15 protein-coding genes are annotated in these 18384 nt (G+C 49.2%); 6 read left to right on the forward strand and 9 right to left on the reverse strand.

Annotated features, from left to right (window positions below; all coding sequences use genetic code 11):
* Window positions 1-68 precede the first annotated feature (68 nt).
* Window positions 69-887, reverse strand: a complete 819-nt coding sequence (locus BGO59_RS09780) for a lytic transglycosylase domain-containing protein (RefSeq protein WP_293683437.1) — start codon at window positions 885-887, stop codon at window positions 69-71.
* 306 nt (window positions 888-1193) lie between these two features.
* On the opposite strand from BGO59_RS09780, the gene BGO59_RS09785 reads away from it, so the two are divergent.
* Window positions 1194-2045 carry a S1-like domain-containing RNA-binding protein gene (locus BGO59_RS09785; RefSeq protein WP_293683438.1) on the forward strand — a complete coding sequence of 284 codons (852 nt, stop codon included), beginning with the start codon at window positions 1194-1196 and terminating at the stop codon, window positions 2043-2045.
* An 84-nt stretch (window positions 2046-2129) separates the two neighbouring features.
* On the opposite strand, the gene BGO59_RS09790 is transcribed toward BGO59_RS09785, so the two are convergent.
* A complete protein-coding gene (locus BGO59_RS09790) occupies window positions 2130-3545 on the reverse strand; it encodes a beta-lactamase family protein (RefSeq protein WP_293683439.1) in 1416 nt (471 codons plus the stop codon).
* A 533-nt stretch (window positions 3546-4078) separates the two neighbouring features.
* On the opposite strand from BGO59_RS09790, the gene BGO59_RS09795 reads away from it, so the two are divergent.
* Window positions 4079-5455, forward strand: a complete 1377-nt coding sequence (locus BGO59_RS09795; RefSeq protein WP_293683440.1) for a DUF3300 domain-containing protein — start codon at window positions 4079-4081, stop codon at window positions 5453-5455.
* Window positions 5456-5578: 123 nt separating this feature from the next.
* Entirely contained in the window at window positions 5579-6256 is a 678-nt protein-coding gene (locus BGO59_RS09800) for a response regulator transcription factor (RefSeq protein WP_293683441.1), read from the forward strand.
* Window positions 6257-6382: 126 nt separating this feature from the next.
* Here the strand turns inward: BGO59_RS09800 and BGO59_RS09805 are convergent, their stop codons facing one another.
* A complete protein-coding gene (locus BGO59_RS09805) occupies window positions 6383-7888 on the reverse strand; it encodes a M28 family peptidase (RefSeq protein WP_293683442.1) in 1506 nt (501 codons plus the stop codon).
* A 110-nt stretch (window positions 7889-7998) separates the two neighbouring features.
* On the opposite strand from BGO59_RS09805, the gene BGO59_RS09810 reads away from it, so the two are divergent.
* From BGO59_RS09810 to BGO59_RS09820, 3 genes are all read left to right on the forward strand, one after another.
* Complete coding sequence (locus BGO59_RS09810) at window positions 7999-9564, forward strand: serine hydrolase (protein WP_293683443.1); 1566 nt, start codon at window positions 7999-8001, stop codon at window positions 9562-9564.
* Window positions 9565-9766: 202 nt separating this feature from the next.
* Window positions 9767-10315, forward strand: a complete 549-nt coding sequence (locus tag BGO59_RS09815; protein ID WP_293683444.1) for a YceI family protein — start codon at window positions 9767-9769, stop codon at window positions 10313-10315.
* Window positions 10316-10479: 164 nt separating this feature from the next.
* The gene (locus BGO59_RS09820) at window positions 10480-12180 is read left to right on the forward strand and encodes an amidohydrolase family protein (protein ID WP_293683445.1); all 1701 of its coding nucleotides are present in this window, start codon (window positions 10480-10482) and stop codon (window positions 12178-12180) included.
* Between the two features lie 86 nt (window positions 12181-12266).
* On the opposite strand, the gene BGO59_RS09825 is transcribed toward BGO59_RS09820, so the two are convergent.
* The 6 genes from BGO59_RS09825 to BGO59_RS09850 all read right to left on the reverse strand — a co-directional run bounded on the left by BGO59_RS09825 (window position 12267) and on the right by BGO59_RS09850 (window position 18358).
* Complete coding sequence (locus tag BGO59_RS09825) at window positions 12267-14633, reverse strand: gliding motility-associated C-terminal domain-containing protein (protein WP_293683446.1); 2367 nt, start codon at window positions 14631-14633, stop codon at window positions 12267-12269.
* A gap of 293 nt (window positions 14634-14926) precedes the next feature.
* A complete protein-coding gene (locus BGO59_RS09830; RefSeq protein WP_293683447.1) occupies window positions 14927-16132 on the reverse strand; it encodes a DUF3570 domain-containing protein in 1206 nt (401 codons plus the stop codon).
* Window positions 16133-16144: 12 nt separating this feature from the next.
* Window positions 16145-16375, reverse strand: coding sequence for a DUF4266 domain-containing protein (locus tag BGO59_RS09835; protein ID WP_293683448.1), 231 nt, complete (start codon window positions 16373-16375; stop codon window positions 16145-16147).
* Between the two features lie 18 nt (window positions 16376-16393).
* The gene (locus BGO59_RS09840) at window positions 16394-17350 is read right to left on the reverse strand and encodes an FAD:protein FMN transferase (RefSeq protein ID WP_293683449.1); all 957 of its coding nucleotides are present in this window, start codon (window positions 17348-17350) and stop codon (window positions 16394-16396) included.
* The gene (locus BGO59_RS09845; protein ID WP_293683450.1) at window positions 17347-17790 is read right to left on the reverse strand and encodes a thioredoxin family protein; all 444 of its coding nucleotides are present in this window, start codon (window positions 17788-17790) and stop codon (window positions 17347-17349) included. Before BGO59_RS09845 ends, BGO59_RS09840 begins: the two co-directional genes overlap by 4 nt.
* Window positions 17791-17824: 34 nt before the next feature.
* The gene (locus tag BGO59_RS09850) at window positions 17825-18358 is read right to left on the reverse strand and encodes a Rieske 2Fe-2S domain-containing protein (RefSeq protein ID WP_293683451.1); all 534 of its coding nucleotides are present in this window, start codon (window positions 18356-18358) and stop codon (window positions 17825-17827) included.
* Between the last annotated feature and the right edge of the window lie 26 nt (window positions 18359-18384).

Here is an 18384-nt window from a genome sequence, read left to right on the forward strand (position 1 = left end):
AAAGTAGTCGAAGCGCAACAACCTGTTGCGCTTCGACTAATCAATTCCAGAAAGTTTATAGGAGCGAATTAGGCTGCCTGTTGAAAGCCAATGGGTTGCCAGGCCCGGTAGGCTGTCTGGGGAGCAGGAGACAGAAACGAGGAGTAGTCATTGGGGCGCGACATGACTTCTTTATAAAGCAATACTCGGTAGAGGTAGTAGCGAGTTTCGCGAGGCAGGTTCATTCGGTAATAATCCCGATGTGCATACCGTTTGAGCTGATTTTTGATTAGGCCCGGTCCCGCATTATACGCAGCCGCTACCAGCGACCAGGAACCTAACTGCGAGTACAAGGCTCGTAAGTACCGACAGGCGGCATCGGTTGCTTTCTGGACATTGAATCGTTCATCGACCCGTTTGCCAACTTTCAGACCCAGGTCACGGGCAGTGCCCGGCATGAGTTGCCAGTAACCAGCCGCACCAACCCGTGATACTGCCCTGGGGCGGAGCGCACTTTCGGCCAGGGGGATATAACGAAAATCGTCAGGGATATCGTACTTAGCCAGAATTGGGTCGATGATCGGGAAGAACGAGTCGGCACGTTGTTGCAGGTTACCCAGATCGCTGGCGTGGGAACGGAACAGCGTAAAAACATGCTTCCACCGATCCACCACATCCGACTGGTCGAGTGGTAAGCATTCTCCGCAAAAATTTACATCAAGTAAGGGCAGGTCAGGGGCGGTAGCTAGTGCCGGTTTTAAGAACGTTTCTGCTGTCGGTCGAAAATGGTGCGATGCCGTTGCATCGGATTTAGCCACAACAGTAGCTTTGGACAGTAGCGAAACGGGGTTCGCATTCAGAGGAATGAATTTCGCGGCAATTGCGACAGCCGGACGGAACGCGGCCATTAAAACTGAAAATCCAAGACGCTTTAACAAGACTAAATTCAGGATGGTAATGAGTGATAACGATTTTGGCCTTGATTTAGTGCTCTGATAATCAATCATATATAAGAAATGACGTATTGGTAAAATAGGATTTTTCAAGGTGTTGCCAACGAAAGCTACTGGCAATCAGTGGCTTTCCAATTAAATCGTGCTAACGTATAAAGTTGAACCGTTTGACAGAAAAAAGGGTGATGGCCCTGTTAAAAATTCCTAACTTTCGGCTGCCTTATCCCGTTGCTCAATGAATGAGGAAGTAGGTAGCGACTTATGATTGAAATCGGACGAATAAATACGTTGACGGCGCTTCGGCAAACCAGTGTCGGGTTTTTCCTTGGGGATCTGTCGGATCGAAAAACGCAGGATTTTAACAATGATATTCTCCTGCCCAATAAATATGTGCCCGAAACACTGGAAGTTGACGATGATATCGATGTATTTGTGTACACCGACTCCGAAGATCGTCCCATTGCCACAACCTTAACCCCCGCCATCCAGCGTAATGAGTTTGCCACATTGCAGGTAGTTTCGATAACCAGTGCCGGGGCCTTTCTGGACTGGGGACTGGAAAAAGACCTGCTCGTGCCCCATCGCGAACAGGCCCGACCCATGCAGGTGGGGGAGTGGTATGTGGTGTTCATGTACCTGGACCGGCGCACCAACCGGCTGGTAGCATCGAGCAAGGTAAGCCGGTTTCTGGACCCGGATGTCAGTGAATTACAGGAAGGTGACGAAGTGCAGCTACTAGCCTACGAAACCACGGATCTGGGTGTGAACGTTATCATTAACAACCGCTACAAGGGGCTGATTTACGCCAATGAAATTTTCCGAACCGTACAATCGGGAGATCCGCTTATTGGCTACATCAAAAACATTCGCGACGATGGCCTGGTCGATGTAAGCTTACAAAAGGCTGGTTTCGAGAACGTAGAGCCCAATGCCCAGCGCATCCTGACGCTCCTGAAAGTCGAGAACGGGTTTCTGCCGCTGACCGATAATAGCCCACCCGAGGAGATTTATAAAGCGCTTGAAATGAGCAAAAAAACCTTCAAAAAAGCCATCGGAACCCTCTATCGCGAACGGAAAATTGTGCTCGAAGAGAAAGGAATACGTCTGGTTTAGTAGGCTTATTGACGGTTTTTTTTGCTGGTTGGGAGTCATCGCCGTTTGCGTAACTACTTGTTGCTCAGGCGGTGGGTTATCGCTTTATTTTTCATTTAGAAGCTCATCAAGGACTTGTTTGAGTCGGTTGTTATCAGCATTCAAACTCAGCGACTTTTGATACATAAGGATAGCTTCTGCTTTCTTGCCACTTTGTTGTAAAATTTCGGCGTAACTGTTATAAGGTTGCCATGCCTGAGGTTCGGCAAACGTTAGAAGTTTAAGCGTCTCCAAAGCCTGATTTGTATAGCCATGTAGCATAAATTGACGGCCAGCATAATCTAGCTCTGCCGGTGAAAATGAATAGTTAGCTGTATCCGCTTTTACGACAAGAAAGCGTGCTGCTCCGTAGTCGGGGCCCCGTTCGAACAGAGCTTTGGCATAGTGTTTCGCCACCGATTTTTTTCCGGAAGCCAATGGCTGATTCATCAGGAGCCTGAGTGCATTTTCGCCTGATTCCTGTACGCCTTCGCATTCGGCATTGTTCAGAATCACCACGGTTTGCTGCCGGGTAAGATTTCGTAGGAAAAGTGTACTGCCACCTGGAATAAACCCTGAATGCCAGACCAGTTTGTTGGTGGTGGTATCCTGTCCCACAAACCAGCCCAATCCGTAACTTACCTTGCCAGGTTCTACGTCTGCCAGATTTCCATTCGTTAATCGAGTTGCTGTATACGCCTTGCTAAGTGTTTGAGCTTTTAAAAGTCGTCCCTCATTCAGGGCCTTGTCAAATGCCAGCAAATCATTAGCCGTACTGGCTATAAAACCTAATCCCCGTAATCCCCCAAAATTGACCAGAAGTGGCTGATAACGTTTCATGGTATCCACCCATTGGAGTTGGGACGAGAAGAATACAGGCTGATAGTTTTCGGCTCGTTTAGTATCAGGTTTGGTTTTGGGAATAGAAAAAGGGTACGTATTGGGCATTGAGGCCACCTTCCATATATGTTGAGCGACATACTCATCGAAAGGCATGGCGGTGAGTTTTTCGATGAGGATCGCTAACACACAATATCCCGGATTGGAATAACTCCAACGCTCACCCGGTTCGAATTGAAGTTTTCCAAATCGTTTAAGAGCGGGTATAACATCCACATTTGTCAGGATTCGCTTTGGGTCTTCGTGAATATAGGGGTCAAAAATTTGCAGGTCGGCTAACCCGGATGTGTGAGAGAGCAGTTGCCGAATGGTAATGGTGGCAAATGGAAAATCAGGAAGATAGTTGATCAGCGGATCATCAAGCTTGATCTTGCCTTGCTCGTAGAGTTGTAAAACAGCAACGGCTGTAAACGTTTTTCCGATAGAAGCCAGTTGAAAACGGGTATCGTTCCGATTGAGTAATTTATCGTTCACTCGGGCAAGCCCAAACGATTTCTGGTAAACAATTTTGCCTTGTTCAGCAATCAAGACATTGCCATTCAGACGCTGTTCGTTCTGTAAGCTGGTAAAGAGGCTATCCAAACGCTGACTCGTCGGTTGAGCCACTGTAGGCAATTGATAGATGAACAGTAAACTGATCAGAAGTGTAAAACATGCACTCCAGGACCTGTTTCGTTTAGTAAACGACCAGTAACTTGATTGTAATTGATGAGGTTGCATAAGTTCAGTAAGGGTAAATTATTAATTCAACTTTTGTAGAACAAATGGCTTGCCAATAGCCTGTATGTAATGTTATGGGGTTTATTGTCAGGGTTTTAGGTCTTTTTGGCTTTTAGCCAAGCTGTCCAGTTCTGGACAGTATACGTTCGCTTACGGACATACCTGCCTCATGCTTAGCCTAATTTTAATGATCAGTAAGTACCATTTTTAACCAAACATTAACCCTCGCTTTAAGCCTGCTTCAGGCTGCCTGACGTTTTTTGTATGGTCAGCAAGAGGTTCCATTGGCGGTTGGATTCCAACAGAATTTTCGCCGGAATTGGAACGGATTGCTGGTCAAGAATACAACAAATCGTACTTGAAACAGAAGACAGTTAATGCCTTCATTAGCAGTCATGAAAGCGTTCATTCAACTCCCCGCCAAAGCGCTGTTGCTTGCCATTGGATTAGCTGGGGCTGGTTTACATCCCTCCTTTGCGCAAGTAACCGAACCCGAACAGCAATCGGCTCCCGTAACCGATCAAGCGATTATATCGGCCATTGCCCCGTACCGCGACGATGTTCGTCGATCTATTCTACTGGCCAGCCAGCAACCTCAGGTATTGACGGCGCTGGCTCAGCAACGTGCCAACAGTGAGCAGGCCTTTGTGAATCTAATTCAAACCTATGGACAGAAGAAACAGGCCTGGTTTTATGACATCGCCCGGTTTCCGGATGTGATGCACGCGCTGGCAACCCTGCCTGCCGGAACCAGCGAATCGTCGGTGAAAGACCTGACGAAAAACCTGCCTGCCGATTTGCAGGAAACCGCCTGGAAACTGTATCGCCATCATCACGATGATCTGGTGCAGGTCGATAACCTGAATCAACAGGCCGACCTGGCGTTCGATAACCTGATCGACCCACTGGATATTCCAACGCAGAATGCCTTTCGACAATTGATTAACATGCCGGACGTGCTGACTCAACTGACCGATCAGATCGATAAAACGACCCGGCTGGGCGAAGCCTACCGTGCGAACCCAGATCAGGTTACCAAAGATTTGACAGCTTTGCATGATAGCCTGGCCGTACAGAACCAGCAGGAACTGGCCACCTATCAGAATGAACTGAATAACGATCCGCAGGCCAAACAGGAATTGCAACAGGCTGGGCAGGCCTATGCACAGGCCAATGGGTACAATACGGGCATCAACCCGAACCCGGCCTGGGTGAATAGTTCGTATTATTATCAGAACCCGTATCCATTCTGGTTTGGGTATCCGTACTGGTACGCATCGCCACTCTGGTATCCATCGGCCTGGTGGTATGGAACGGGCTTCTATTTTGGACTTGGTGGCAACATGGTCATGTTCGGTTTGCCGTCGCTGGGCTTCTCGAACTGGTTCTTCACCACAGGCCGCTACGCTTACCCGCATCTGTATAACCGTTTCAACAATTACTATGTCCGCACCATTGGTGAACGACATGTTTGGGCACCAGCCAATGCCGGGTTTATGTCAGCTGCTCATCGCGCCTTTGGTTCAGGTATACCCAACGCCCGTGCCAACTGGCTGACTAATCCAGGTCAATACAGCCGATCGGGTAATTGGAACAATGCAGGTTCTGCGCGGGTAGCATCGCCTGGCCGTTATCAGGGCGCTAACGCCAATACATACCACTCACAGGCCTGGGGAGGTGCATCCCGGTCATTTGGGGGGGGCGGATTTAGTGGTGGAGGCTTCCATGGTGGTTTTGGTGGTGGCGGTGGTTTCCACGGTGGCCGTCGTTAATAAAGCGGTGGATTGATGCAAACTTACTGTTTGCATCAATCCACCGCTTTCTGTAATTGAATACTACCCTTTCTGGTAAGTTGGTGGAGAAGTTTTTCTAATTTCGCGCCAATAATTACCACTATGCATATACTCATCGTTGAAGATGAAGCGTCGATAGCCGGTTTTCTTCGGAAGGGACTGGAAGCGAATGGCTTTCATGTTCAGATTGCCTCCGACGGACTTATGGGGCAAAAAATGGCCCTCGATTATCCCTACGATCTGATTATTGCTGATGTCAATCTACCCCGGCAAAATGGCCGGGACATGGTAGAAATTCTTCGTAGACAGAAGGTCGATACCCCGATTCTGATGCTCAGCGCACTGGGGACTTCCAACGATATTATTACCGGACTGGATGTAGGGGCCGACGATTATCTGGTAAAGCCTGTCCAGTTCGATATCCTGATGGCTCGCGTGCGGGCGTTGACACGGCGTCATACCGGACGCCTGAATTCGGAACCAACGCTGGTGGTTGGGGATCTGGTACTCAATCAGGACGAGCGTACCGCCAAACGGGGCAGCCGGCCCATCAATCTGACCGCCAAAGAGTTTCAATTGCTCGAGTACCTGATGCAGAACCAGGGCCGCGTCGTGTCCCGCGCTTCCATTGCCGAACAGGTTTGGGATATGCAATACACCATGAGCAGTAATTCGATTGAAGTATATGTGGGGATTCTGCGCAAAAAAATTGACCAGCCCGGCTCCCCCCAACTGATCCATACCGTTATTGGCGAAGGCTATGTACTGCGGGCACCGTAAACAGTGTCTCTAATGTTAGTAAGTAGTCATTTGATTGTCATTAAGTGGTCATTGATCATTATTCGTCGTACGGCAAATTTTTCATTTACAATAAACGCCAATCAATGACCACTTAATGACTCTTACTTATCGTTCCAGTTTGAATCCCTTATCTACCCTTACGCGCTGCGGTCGGTTGGCCACATCCCAGCCCGTGAGATAAATCCACCGGGCAATACGCGTCACCTTTGCCGTATTGATGCGGTCGGGCTCGTCTTTTGGGGTATGGTAGTCGGTATGCAGAAGCGTTGTGAAGGCAATGGCTGGCACATTCGCACGGGCGTAGGGGAGGTGGTCGGAACGGAAATACCAGCCTTCGGGATGATCGGGTTTATCCCACAGCGTGTCGAGTTTAAAATGCGCTTCCGACTGATTGACTGCCAGCGCTGCATTGACCAGATCCGTTGAATTGCGATGCGGAGGCTGCTGACCCAGGATGCAGGCACTGTCAGGCGCGTTTCGGCCAATCATTTCCGCATTCAAAACGGCCACGATGGATTCTTTGGGTACGGTCGGTTTGTCGACATAATACCGGGAGCCCAGCAAACCGCGCTCTTCGGCACCGTGAAAAACAAACAAGGCCGAACGTTTGCCGGGCTTCTGGGCGAATGCCCGCCCAATAGCCATGGTCGCTACACATCCACTGGCATTATCGTCGGCCCCGTTCCAGATCGAATCCCCGGCAACGGCCCGCCGAACACCATCATGGTCCTGGTGTGTGCTGAACAACACATACTCATTCTTAAGCGTGGGGTCCGTGCCCGGAACCTTGGCAACAATATTGACCGATGGATAACTGAAACTTTCTACGTTAACGACATTGGTAAATTGTTGCCCCGGCTGTTTGATCCAGGAAAGCGCACTACTTGGGAGCCAAACGGTGGGCGCCTGCGAAAATACGCGGGTATTGGCTCCACCGGGTAAATCGTATCGGCCCCGTTCCAGACCCGTAGTCCAGCGGTCGAAATAGAATTGGGCATCGGCATTGGAAATCCAGACAACGGCGAGTGCCCCGGCTTTGACGAGTTCGGCAGCCCGTCGGTTCATCGTGCCCGTCAGGAACCGACGGTAACTCAGTTCGGCCGGGGGCGTTCCCGAAAATTCCAGGGCTACCGCTTTCCCTTTAATATCTACGTTGGCGAGTTCTTGGGGTGTACCTTTCCCAACAAAGACCAGTGGGGCATCGACCGATGCAATGGCAGGAGCCAGAATAAACGCATCCTGCCCATGCGTAAGAGTATGATTACCAATGTTGAGTCGGCTGGTTTCGGTGATGCGGGTACGTTGAATATGAAAAAACTGGAAAAAAGTGCCGTCGTCACCGGCAGGTTGGAGGCCCATTGCCCGAAGCTGGTCAGCAATCCAGACCGAGGCTTTGAGCTCATCGAGAGACCCCGCTTCCCGGCCCCGAAAGTGATCACCCGCCAGGGCAAACAGATCCCGTTTAATGTCGCTTTCTTTAATAGCCGATACCGCGTTGCCCGTCTGCGTGGCTTTTGATTGGGCCTGGCTTGCGATCGAAGGGCCTACTGCCAGGAGGGCCAACGCGAGGGAAAGCCGCTTCAGCCCTGTTTGTTTGTTGAGAAGAATCATGGTTGTATTGTCTGACTACGTTTTGGAGGAGAGCAAATCTACATAGCACAGCGATTCCCTGGGTCAGTTCGCAGCGATAAAACCTTATATTAGGGGACAAACAACCGACTATGAAACGAACTCTCCTCTTAGTACAAGCACTCGCTGTTTTGTGCCTACTCTCCCTTAGTGAGCAAACAGCCCCGGCCCAATCCAGAAAAGCACCTATTGACCCAGTGAGCCGTTATGATGCCTACATCCAACAGGCCGTTAAAGACTGGAATGTGCCGGGCCTGACGGTTACGGTCGTAAAAAATGGAAAAACCCTGCTCAAGAAAGGCTACGGCGTCCGGGAGCTAGGCAAACCGGGCGCTGTGGATACGCAGACGCTCTTTGCCATGGCCTCGACTACCAAAGCCATGACAGCCGCCTGCCTGGGTATGCTTGTCGATGAAGGTAAACTGCACTGGGATGACCTAGTTGTAAACTACCTGCCCGATTTTCAGTTCTATGACCCGGCCGTTACCCGTGAAGTTCGGGTGCGTGACCTGCTCATTCATAACACGGGTGTAGGGAACGCCGATGTGCTTTGGGCAGCCATGGAGATCCCATCGGATGAAATTCTGCGGAGAGTTCGGCTGATTAAGCCGTCGTATTCGCTGCGGTCCAGTTTTATTTATCAGAATATCATGTATCTGGCGGCTGGGAAAGTCATCGAAAAAGTGAGTGGAGTGCCCTGGGCAACGTTCATTCGCACCCGACTTTTCGAACCGCTGGGCATGAGCCGAACAAAGGCCCATTTCAAAGAGGTATCGGATGCTAACCGGGCCAAACCGCATATGGAGATTAACGATACCATTCGGTTAGTCAATAGCCTGAAAGAAGAGGGGTTGGTGGATGCGGTTGGCCCGGCGGGTTCCGTCTGGACTTGCCCCGATGATGTGACGGCCTGGATGCAGTGTATGCTCGATAGTGGCCGATATGCAGGTAAAACGTTGCTCAAACCAGCTACCTGGGCCGAGTTGTTCAAACCACAGACGCTGGTAACCGATAGTCAGTTCTACCCCACGCAGCTATTAACCAAACCGGTCTGGAAAACGTACGGCCTGGGTTGGTTTCAGCAAGACTATCGCGGCCATCGGGTTAATTTTCATACCGGGAGCCTGACAGGTATGGTAGCCATTCACGGTCAGTTGCCCGATCAGAAACTGGCTGTTTATATTCAGGGGAATCTCGATCATGCCGAATTGCGTCATGCACTCATGTACCGGGCTTTCGACGAGTTTGGGCTGGGCGTTGACCAGGACTGGAGCCAAGCGTTTCGGCAGTTGTATGGCGGATTCAAACAGCAAGCCAAACAGGCTGACCGTAAGGCCGATAGCTCCCGTGTTCTGAATACAAAACCGTCGTTGCCCCTGACGGCTTATACAGGTTCGTATACCGATCCCTTGTATGGGACAATTGATGTTACTTTAAAAAATGGCCGATTATATGCGTCCATGAATAACATACTGACTGGCTACCTCGATCATTGGCATTTCGACACGTTTCGACTTACATACGATCAATTCTGGAACGGCAAAGACGCCATCAGCTTCATCCTCGATCAACAGGGGAAAGTTGCTAAATTAACAGGAGGAGGGATGGAGCTAACGAAAGCCCCTGAACCATCCGATAAACCTGTTTCGACACGATAAGCGGTCAATTATGGTCAGGTCTTGTCAAGAATTATTAGAATGGTGAGCATCTCGAGCGACTCTTGACAAGACCTGACTACCCCTTTTACCTCATTAAAAAATAGGCTACTAAAAGAATTTTTAAAATCCGTGAACATTTTTGAAAAATTAAATGTATATACATCAAATACCTTAACACATAATTTTCAAAATACTTACAACTATGGCAACGGAAACCGCCACTACGACAACCTGGGCAATCGATCCTTCACACTCTGAAGTACAATTTAAAGTAAAACACCTCGTAATTTCGACCGTTACGGGTTCATTTGGAACCTTTGAAGGAACGGTAGAAAGCGAAGGAGATGATTTCAACAACGCAAAAGTTTCATTTTCGGCCGATATCGATAGCATCAGCACGGGGCATGAGCAACGGGATGGGCACCTGAAATCAGCTGATTTCTTTGATGCCGAAAACCACCCAAAACTGACGTTCGTATCGACCAGCATGACGAAAGTTGACGACGATACCTACAAAGTAGCTGGTGATCTGACCATTCGGGGCACTACGAAACCTGTAACACTGAAAGCCGAATACGGCGGTCAGATGGGCGATTTCTACGGTCAGACCAAAGCCGGTTTTGAACTGTCGGGTATCATCAAACGGAAAGAATTTGGCCTGTCGTGGGATGCCGTTACTGAAGCGGGTGGTGTCGTTGTGAGCGACGATGTGAAACTCGTCCTGAACATCCAATTGACGAAACAGAGCTAATCGGCTCAGAAATACATACAACCTGATTAATATAAATTCCGGTAAAGATGGGCAACTGTCTTTCCGGAATTTTTTATTTCATTCATAACGTACAACAAAACGATTTCAATGATTTGACCGAGTTTTCGGGGGAATTCGTATTTTGGGCTACCAATCAACCTACTATGCGTGTTACACTTCTCCTGCTGATTTTCATCGCCAGTGTCTGTACGCTGGCCGCTCAACCAACCAAGTCTACCAGTCGCCATTTTGATATCCTTATTCGCAACGGCCTGATTTATGATGGATCGGGGCAGCCCCCTAAACCGGGAGACATCGGAATACGGGGTGATCGGGTGGTGGCTATCGGGAAATTAACTGGAGCAACGGCAACAACTGTCATCGATGCAAAAGGCAAAGCTGTGGCACCGGGCTTTATCAATGTGCTGTCGCATACAGGTATCGAGCTGTTGCGTGATGGCCGTTCGATGAGCGACACCAAACAGGGGATAACGACCGAAGTGTTTGGCGAAGACTCCTGGGGGCCTATTGCTACGCAGGATATGCGGGATCAGGTCAACCTATTCCTGAAGCCCTATAACCAAACCTGCGACTGGAATACCCTCGCCGACTTTCTGACAAAGCTTCAGAAAAAAGGGATTACTCCCAATATTGCTTCGTATCTGGGAGCGGGTCAGGTGCGTCAGGCAATTCTGGGGGAGGCCGATGTAAAACCTACTCCCGACCAATTGAACCAGATGCGGGCTATTGTTCGGAAAGGGATGGAAGAGGGGGCTTTGGGCATGACCACTGCGCTGATTTATCCACCGAATTCGTTTGCCAATACGGATGAGCTGATTGCGCTTTGTAAAGAAGCTGGCCGTTACGGTGGGCGTTATATTGCGCACATTCGGAGTGAGGGTGACCGGCTGGAAGAGGCTGTTGGTGAGTTGATTAAGATTGGGAAGGAGGCCAATCTGCCCGTCGAACTGTATCACTTTAAAGCGTCGGGGCAACGGAACTGGCCCCGGATGCAATCGACGATCGACCTAATTAACCGGGTTCGTCAGCAGGGGCAGAACGTAACGGCGAATATGTACACCTACACAGCCGGAGCTACCGGACTTACGTCATGTCTGCCGCCTTATCTGTTCAATGGTGGATTTATGGCAGGCTGGAAACGTTTGCAGGACCCCGCTACCCGCCAGAAGTTAAAGGCCGAGGTACAGCAGAAGGGCAAGGATTGGGAAAATATGTTCGACCTGGCGGGTTCGCCAGAAAATATCCTTCTGACGGCATTTGAAGTAGATTCGCTGAAAAAATACAATGGTATGACGCTGGGCCAAATCGCTAAAATCTGGCATAAAGACCCGATTGAAACGGTCATGGATTTGATTGTGGCTGATAAAACGCGGGTCGAAACCACTTACTTTCTAATGTCGGAAGAGAATGTAAAAAAAGGTATCCAACAACCCTGGGTATCGTTTGGGTCGGATGCTGGGTCACTGGCCGAGGACCGGAAGGAAGTGGGTGTGGTACATCCCCGCACTTTCGGAAACTTCGCTCGTTTACTAGGTAAATACGTCCGTGATGAACACGTTATTTCGCTGGAAGAAGCTATTCGACGGTTAACCAGTCTGCCAGCAACCAATCATAAATTACCCAATCGGGGGTTGCTTCGCCCCGGCTACTATGCCGATGTTGTTATTTTCGATCCCAAAACTATTGTCGACAAGGCCACTTTTGCCGAACCATTTCACTATTCGGTCGGTGTTCAGCACGTACTGGTCAACGGAAAAGTTGTCCTGAAAGATGGTGAACACACAGGCGCTTTCCCCGGTCGTGCTATCTGGGGTCCTGGTCGAAAGAGTAAGAAGCAAGTTTAAAAAGAACTAAACCCGGAGCCGTAGCGAGTACAAAGTTCAACTACTTTTTCTGTCCGCTGCGGTTCTGTGTTGATGTTGATAATAGCCTACCGCACCAGCATTAAACTACCTCGAATGATAGGCTTTTCCGGAACTGTTCGGACAGTATAGGCGTACAGACCGGCTGGAAGTGAATAGCCGTTCAGAGTGCCGTCGAACGGTTTGGTGTAGCCCTTGCCCGACGAATAGATGATTTCGCCCCAGCGGTTGAAAATGGTGACGATAGCATCGGGGAAAGCCTCAATGCCAAACAGCTCCCAGGTATCATTCTTGCCATCGCCATCAGGCGAAAACGCATCTGGTATCCAGACACGGGCATATACCGTAATGTGGATGGTATCTTTCGCTTCGCAACCCGTTTTATTTTTTACATCGATCGTATAGGTAATATCCTCTTCAATCGACATAACGGTTGGATTAGCCGTGTTGGGGTTGTCCAGATAGGTTGACGTAGCCCACTGAAACTGATTAGGGTTGCCCGTATACACCGGGTTCATCGTGAAGGTATTACCTTTGTAGGTGACTATCGAATCGGCAAGCTGAATAGTCGGAATGGGGGCTACAACCGCCAGTCGCGTTGCTACCGTTCCCTTGCATTCGGGGGCCGCTTTAACCGTGTAAGTCATCTGGTGTTCACCGATTCCGGCCGCTTTAGGGTCAAATTTATTTCCACTTACACCCGGTCCTGCATACTCACCATCGGCTGGGCTACCAACGAGTGTGTAAACGGGTGAATTGTCGCCACAAACCTCTGGAATCGTATCGAGCCGAACATCGATTGGGTCGAGTTGAATGATCGTTACGGGTTTGGAGGTGCCTGTACAGCCGTAGGTATCCGTTGCAATCAAAACAAAGGTGCCGGGCTGGCTCGTAGTGTATTGTGCTTCGCTGCTCCCCACCGTCGTCCCATCTTTCTGCCAGCTGTAACTGATTCCACCACTACCAGTTAATTGCAAGGACGCTTGCGGACAGATTCGATTCTGTCCCGATGCTGATTGGATCACGGCCTGTACGGCTGCCGACCGCTGGAGAAGGGCCACATCACTTTGCGCTTTACACCCATATATCAGATCGGTCGTAACGGCCCAGTAATTTCCCGGCTGATCAACCACAATGGAATCGGTCGTTTGCCCTGCCAGTGCCTGCCCATTGCGGTACCACTGGTACGTGACATTGCTATCGCCTACGGCCGTCAGGTGAATGGTTCCGGTTGTAGCGCATAAATGCCCCCTTTCAAAAACCTTCGCCTGTGTCCCGACAACCTTTACGACCATATCGTCGGAGTTCCCGGTTTTACTACAGGTTGTTTTCTGCGAAACGACGACCATATAGGTACCCGCTTCCCGAACGGCTAATGATGAATTGGTAGCCCCTGTAATATTAATACCGTCTTTGCGCCACTGATAATTCCAGTTGGCATTGAAAGCGGCCTGTATCACGGCCGAATCGCCAAGGCAAATGGTTCGTGAGCGCATGGTCGGAAAGTTGCGAAATTGAACCGCTGGATCCGGTGTCGTTTGGGGAGGGCAGTCGATGACCAGAAACTGAAAATCACGACGTACCTCTCCTATTTTTACCCCATTTCTGTATTCTTCCACTTTTACGGCAAAAACATATAACCCTAATTCAGTACCTGTTACCGATAACTGCCCCGATTGGGGGTTGACCTGTAATGTGGGACTTCCTGGAATTGCATTAGTGGCACTAAAACCAGGCCGCCAGCTAATGTCGGGGTAGGGGCCTGCTGAAATGGCATTCTGGGCCGTTCCTTTCTGATTCAATGGGGTTACCATCGAATACCGGAGTTCATCACCATCAGGGTCGTTTCCGCCAAAGGCAAAGGTAAATGCGTCGCCCAGGCAGACGTATTCACCGTTTATTTTATTGAATTGAGGAGATGAGTTCTGGACGTATTGACCATTTTGCTGTAGGGCAGGAAATTCCAGATAGAAGGTAAACCCAGTTTGATCAGGATTGACGATATTGTTGATGCCGGCATTCCGATTCCGGGTCTGATACGACATGTAGTAGCCTTGTGGATCACTATACGTGCCGGGGTTGAGCTGAATGGTGGCTTCGTAAACCCAGATAACAAAGTTTAGATTCCGCTGTGATGCGCAAAAGGCATTGGCATAGACAACAGGCGATTTAGCACCCGTTTGGGTGACAGTAAAGGCAGTCATTTGGGCGTTGTCGCGCAGCCGAAAGATACCAACGTTACCTATTGCCGCCTGTCGGGTTATTCCCTGTGTACCATCTTCCAGATAATTGGTCACGATGATTTTAAAGTGGCCGGGAATATCGCCAATTGCCTGCATTTCTATCTGACCACCTACCTGGTGGGTCGCCAATGACAATAGCGGCATACCCAGCATCAAGAGCCAGCACAGAAATCCATAAGTAAATGTTCGCATAAACAAGCCGTTCTAAAACTTCGGTCACTCACACACTTTACGACTTCACAGGTTGTATTCGCTATGCTCACTAACTTGCTTTTGGCGGGATAGACTACCAAGTTACATCTTAAATGCATAGCCATAAATGGCTAAACATTGCTTTTTTATGAAAAGGAAAAGATTTTCCTTGTTGTACTCTCTTTATATATTGTATGAACTAAATGTGCCGCAAAGGCACGCTGGTGCAGCTAATTATTCCGCGTATGTTTATTCACTGCAACAGTGTGCCTTTTGCGGTTTACCAGAACCATTTACTTTATCTTGGCCAGTAAGGTTACACTATTGGCTACCATACCTGTTGTTCGGGTATAGTGTCCAAATCGCAATTCCACACTCTGCCAGTGGCCGATACCAAACAAACCGCCGGGCGGGGCCGTACGGAAGCCTATCCCTACGAATTGACTGTTGAACCCTGAGATGTCGTAATCGCTCGTGTAGTATTTTTCAGTCTGTTTATGTTGCTCATAAGGGGCAAAATACCGGACAGCCGTTTGATGACTAAAGCGGTAAAAAGGACTAACTGAAATAAACGAGGTGAGTTTGACAGGTACTTCCAGATTAGCCGTATGGGCCTGCATGCCCCAGTCGTCGATATAATAGCGATAGAATGTTCGAACCACAACCCGGTCGCCCATGAAGTAATGCAGCCGGAAAGAAACGGGAAGTTTAAGGCGCGTGCCGGGTAATTTTTCAACAGTCTCACCGCCGTCCTGAAAGTAAATTCGGTGAAATGGCGTACTTAACAATCCCTGCTGAAACGATGGCTCTACCGTAAACAGAAGCTGCATCCGTTTATTGATCACCTGCGATAATGAAACACTCAGGTTGTACGAATTACGGGGCTTGTAATCAATAGGGTCTCTATCGCCATGGGCACCCGAGCCATAACCATCGGGCCGAAGTTCGGGTGGGAGAATGGCTTTCCAGGTATCGAAGAAGGCCCCCGCTTTCAGACTAACTTCACGGTTGTTATCCGCAGAAGCTTTAGCGAAATTCAGATTGAAACCGTACGACTTGTAGTCGTACTCCGTTGAGTACGAGAAGGCAAGCCCTTTGGTTGTGCGATTGTTGTCGTTATGTACGCTCCAGGAAAGCGACGGATAAATATGGGTGTCGCTGCGGGAGGCCGATGACACTGTCAGTGGGTCGATGTTATCAGATGATGCCGAGGTATAATGGTCGATGTTGAAGTCGAACGCAATGGTGTGCTGACGGTTTCGCTGGTCTGTCGTTTTCAGCACAAGGTCGAATGACTGGGCAAAATCAGTCAGTTTTTCCGTGCCAATTCCCCCCGTTACGGCCGAGTTATTACCATCCTGCTGATAATAGGAGGATACCAGGTTGATTTCCTCGACTTTGAGTTTACGTTTTTCATAGGCAGGCTGTGTGGTCGATTGACCGTACCCCGCCCGGAATAGACTAAGCAAAACGCCAACAGAAATACAGATTTTTTTCATGGTTTGCGTTTGTTAGTTACAGCCACAGCCACCACCACTTTTGCCGCCATTCGCGCCGGCGGCTCCTTCACGATAGAGGTAAAAATTTTGTTCGAACTTCTCCGACTTACGAGCCGATAATTCCATTTCGGCATCGTTGATCCGGCTTTTCTGATATTCTTTGACTGTCGTGCACCCTGTTAGACTGAGAAGGCTTATACACACCGTCAGTCCTAGAGTTTTGAGAAACGGGTTCTTATTCATTTCGTAGGTTTATGCAAGTTAAGATGTTACGGTAGGTGCCATAAGCCGGATATTGGCCGATGTATAGAGCCTATCGGAATCGTCGATAATAATACAGGCAATGTGCTTCATCTGATTGATCAGGTCCAGACCGACCCGAACGCCCATAACCATAACCGGGGTGGCTAAGGCATCGGCTAGCTCGGCATTCGGCGCAATGATGGTAACGCTTTTAATACCAGCTACTGGGTAGCCCGTTTTGGGGTCTATGGTATGGGCGTATCGTTTTCCGTTGATCAGGGCATACTTTTCATAGTTGCCCGATGTAGCCACGGCCATGTTGCTAATAGCCAGGTATGAAAATGCTTCGTGGGACGATAGATTGGGGTCGGCTATGCCAATAGTCCAGGGCTTACCCGTAGGCTGCATGCCCCAGGTAGTCAGGTCTCCAGCTGCATTGACAATGCCACTCTCTACCCCCCGTTCCCGCAAAATCCGTTTGGCCTGTTCGGCGGCATAGCCTTTGCCGATACCGCCGAATCCAATGCGCATTCCTTTTTCCTTGAGAAATACGGTTTGCTGGGTAGGGTCGAGCTGAACATTTCGATAGTCGATTAATCGAACCATGCGCCGGGCCGTTTTAGGGTCGGGCAGGGCTGTCATGGTGGTATCGAAATTCCAGAATCGCTTATCCAGTGACCCGTACGTAATGTCAAACGCCCCCTGTGTCAGCGCTGATAACCGCAGCGATCGTTCGATTAAGGCAAACACCTCGGCATCTACCTGAACGGGTCGTACTCCCGCATTGGCATTGATCTGGTTCGTCTGGCTATCGTCACGAAAGGTGGTTAGCAGCCGTTCGATTCGACTGATTTCGTCAATGGCGGCATCCAGACAATCGTTGGCCCAGGTTGCATCTGCGCTGACAACGCTCAACTCAAAGCGATTACCCATGAGTCGTTGTACGCGTTTATGAATGCCGGGGATATCACTCATTTCGTGGCTAAACGCACTGCCTGAATGGATTCAATAAACGACGAGATCGTCATGGATTGCGGGTAGCCATCCCATTCTTTCAGAACCTTGCCCTCGGAATTGAGCAATACCGTAAACGGAAACTTACCCTGCCGGTTGTATTTTTCAGCTAAAGACTCATTGTGAGCGGTTTGTTTGGCATCGAGCTGATTTTTCGATAACCGAGGGAAGTCGGCACGAACCAGAATTAAATTATCGGTTGCAAACTGGCTAAACTCCTCCGATTCGAAGATTGTCTTTTTAAGTTTTATACAGGGACCACACCAGTCGGAACCCGAAAAATTTAGCAGGATAAGTTTGTGGGCCTGCGTGGCTTCCGTTTTAGCCTGATCAAAATTTAATTGCCAGGTTAAGGTACTGGATAGCAAGCTGAAGAAAATAGCGGTTACTAGGAATTTCATCGTGGTTGGCTTGTTTATTTATTGGATAAATGCATTAGCTGTAAACGACCAGCGTTTTTCCGTCAGTGGCTGTTTTATAAACCGTTAACCCTCGACTACCGAAGCTATTTTTTCCTTGGCCGGTCAGGTCGAAACGGGCACCGTGCTGTGTACAGTAGTATTCTGTCTTGTTGAACATGATGGCCTTTTTGGGCTCATGGCTACAGGTCTGGGTAGCTGCCACGTAAACACCTGCCGTTGACTGAGCCACTACAATACCACTCTGGGTAATATAGCCACCAACCGTTTTTAAGGCTGAAGCAGCCGACGAAGTCAGGTCAATTGTAAGTAGTCGATTTTTTATGCTACTCAGGTCGGTGCCGTTTGTTGTAGTTCCACTGGTAGTCGTGCTGCTGGTAGCGGTACTACTCGATGTAGCTGTTGTAGTCGTTGATGGGGTTGTTGTGGTTGTACCAGATAAGGAAAGCGCATTGACTACCGTATCCTCTTCATGCACACAGGAAGTCAGTAACGCCATCAGGGCCGAACCTGTAAAGCCCATTGATTTTAAAAATTCCAAGCGAGTCATACAAGCGAGTGGGTTTGTGTACGTTA

It is taken from the genome of Spirosoma sp. 48-14 (assembly GCF_001898575.1).
In the GTDB taxonomy this organism is placed as follows: domain Bacteria; phylum Bacteroidota; class Bacteroidia; order Cytophagales; family Spirosomataceae; genus Spirosoma.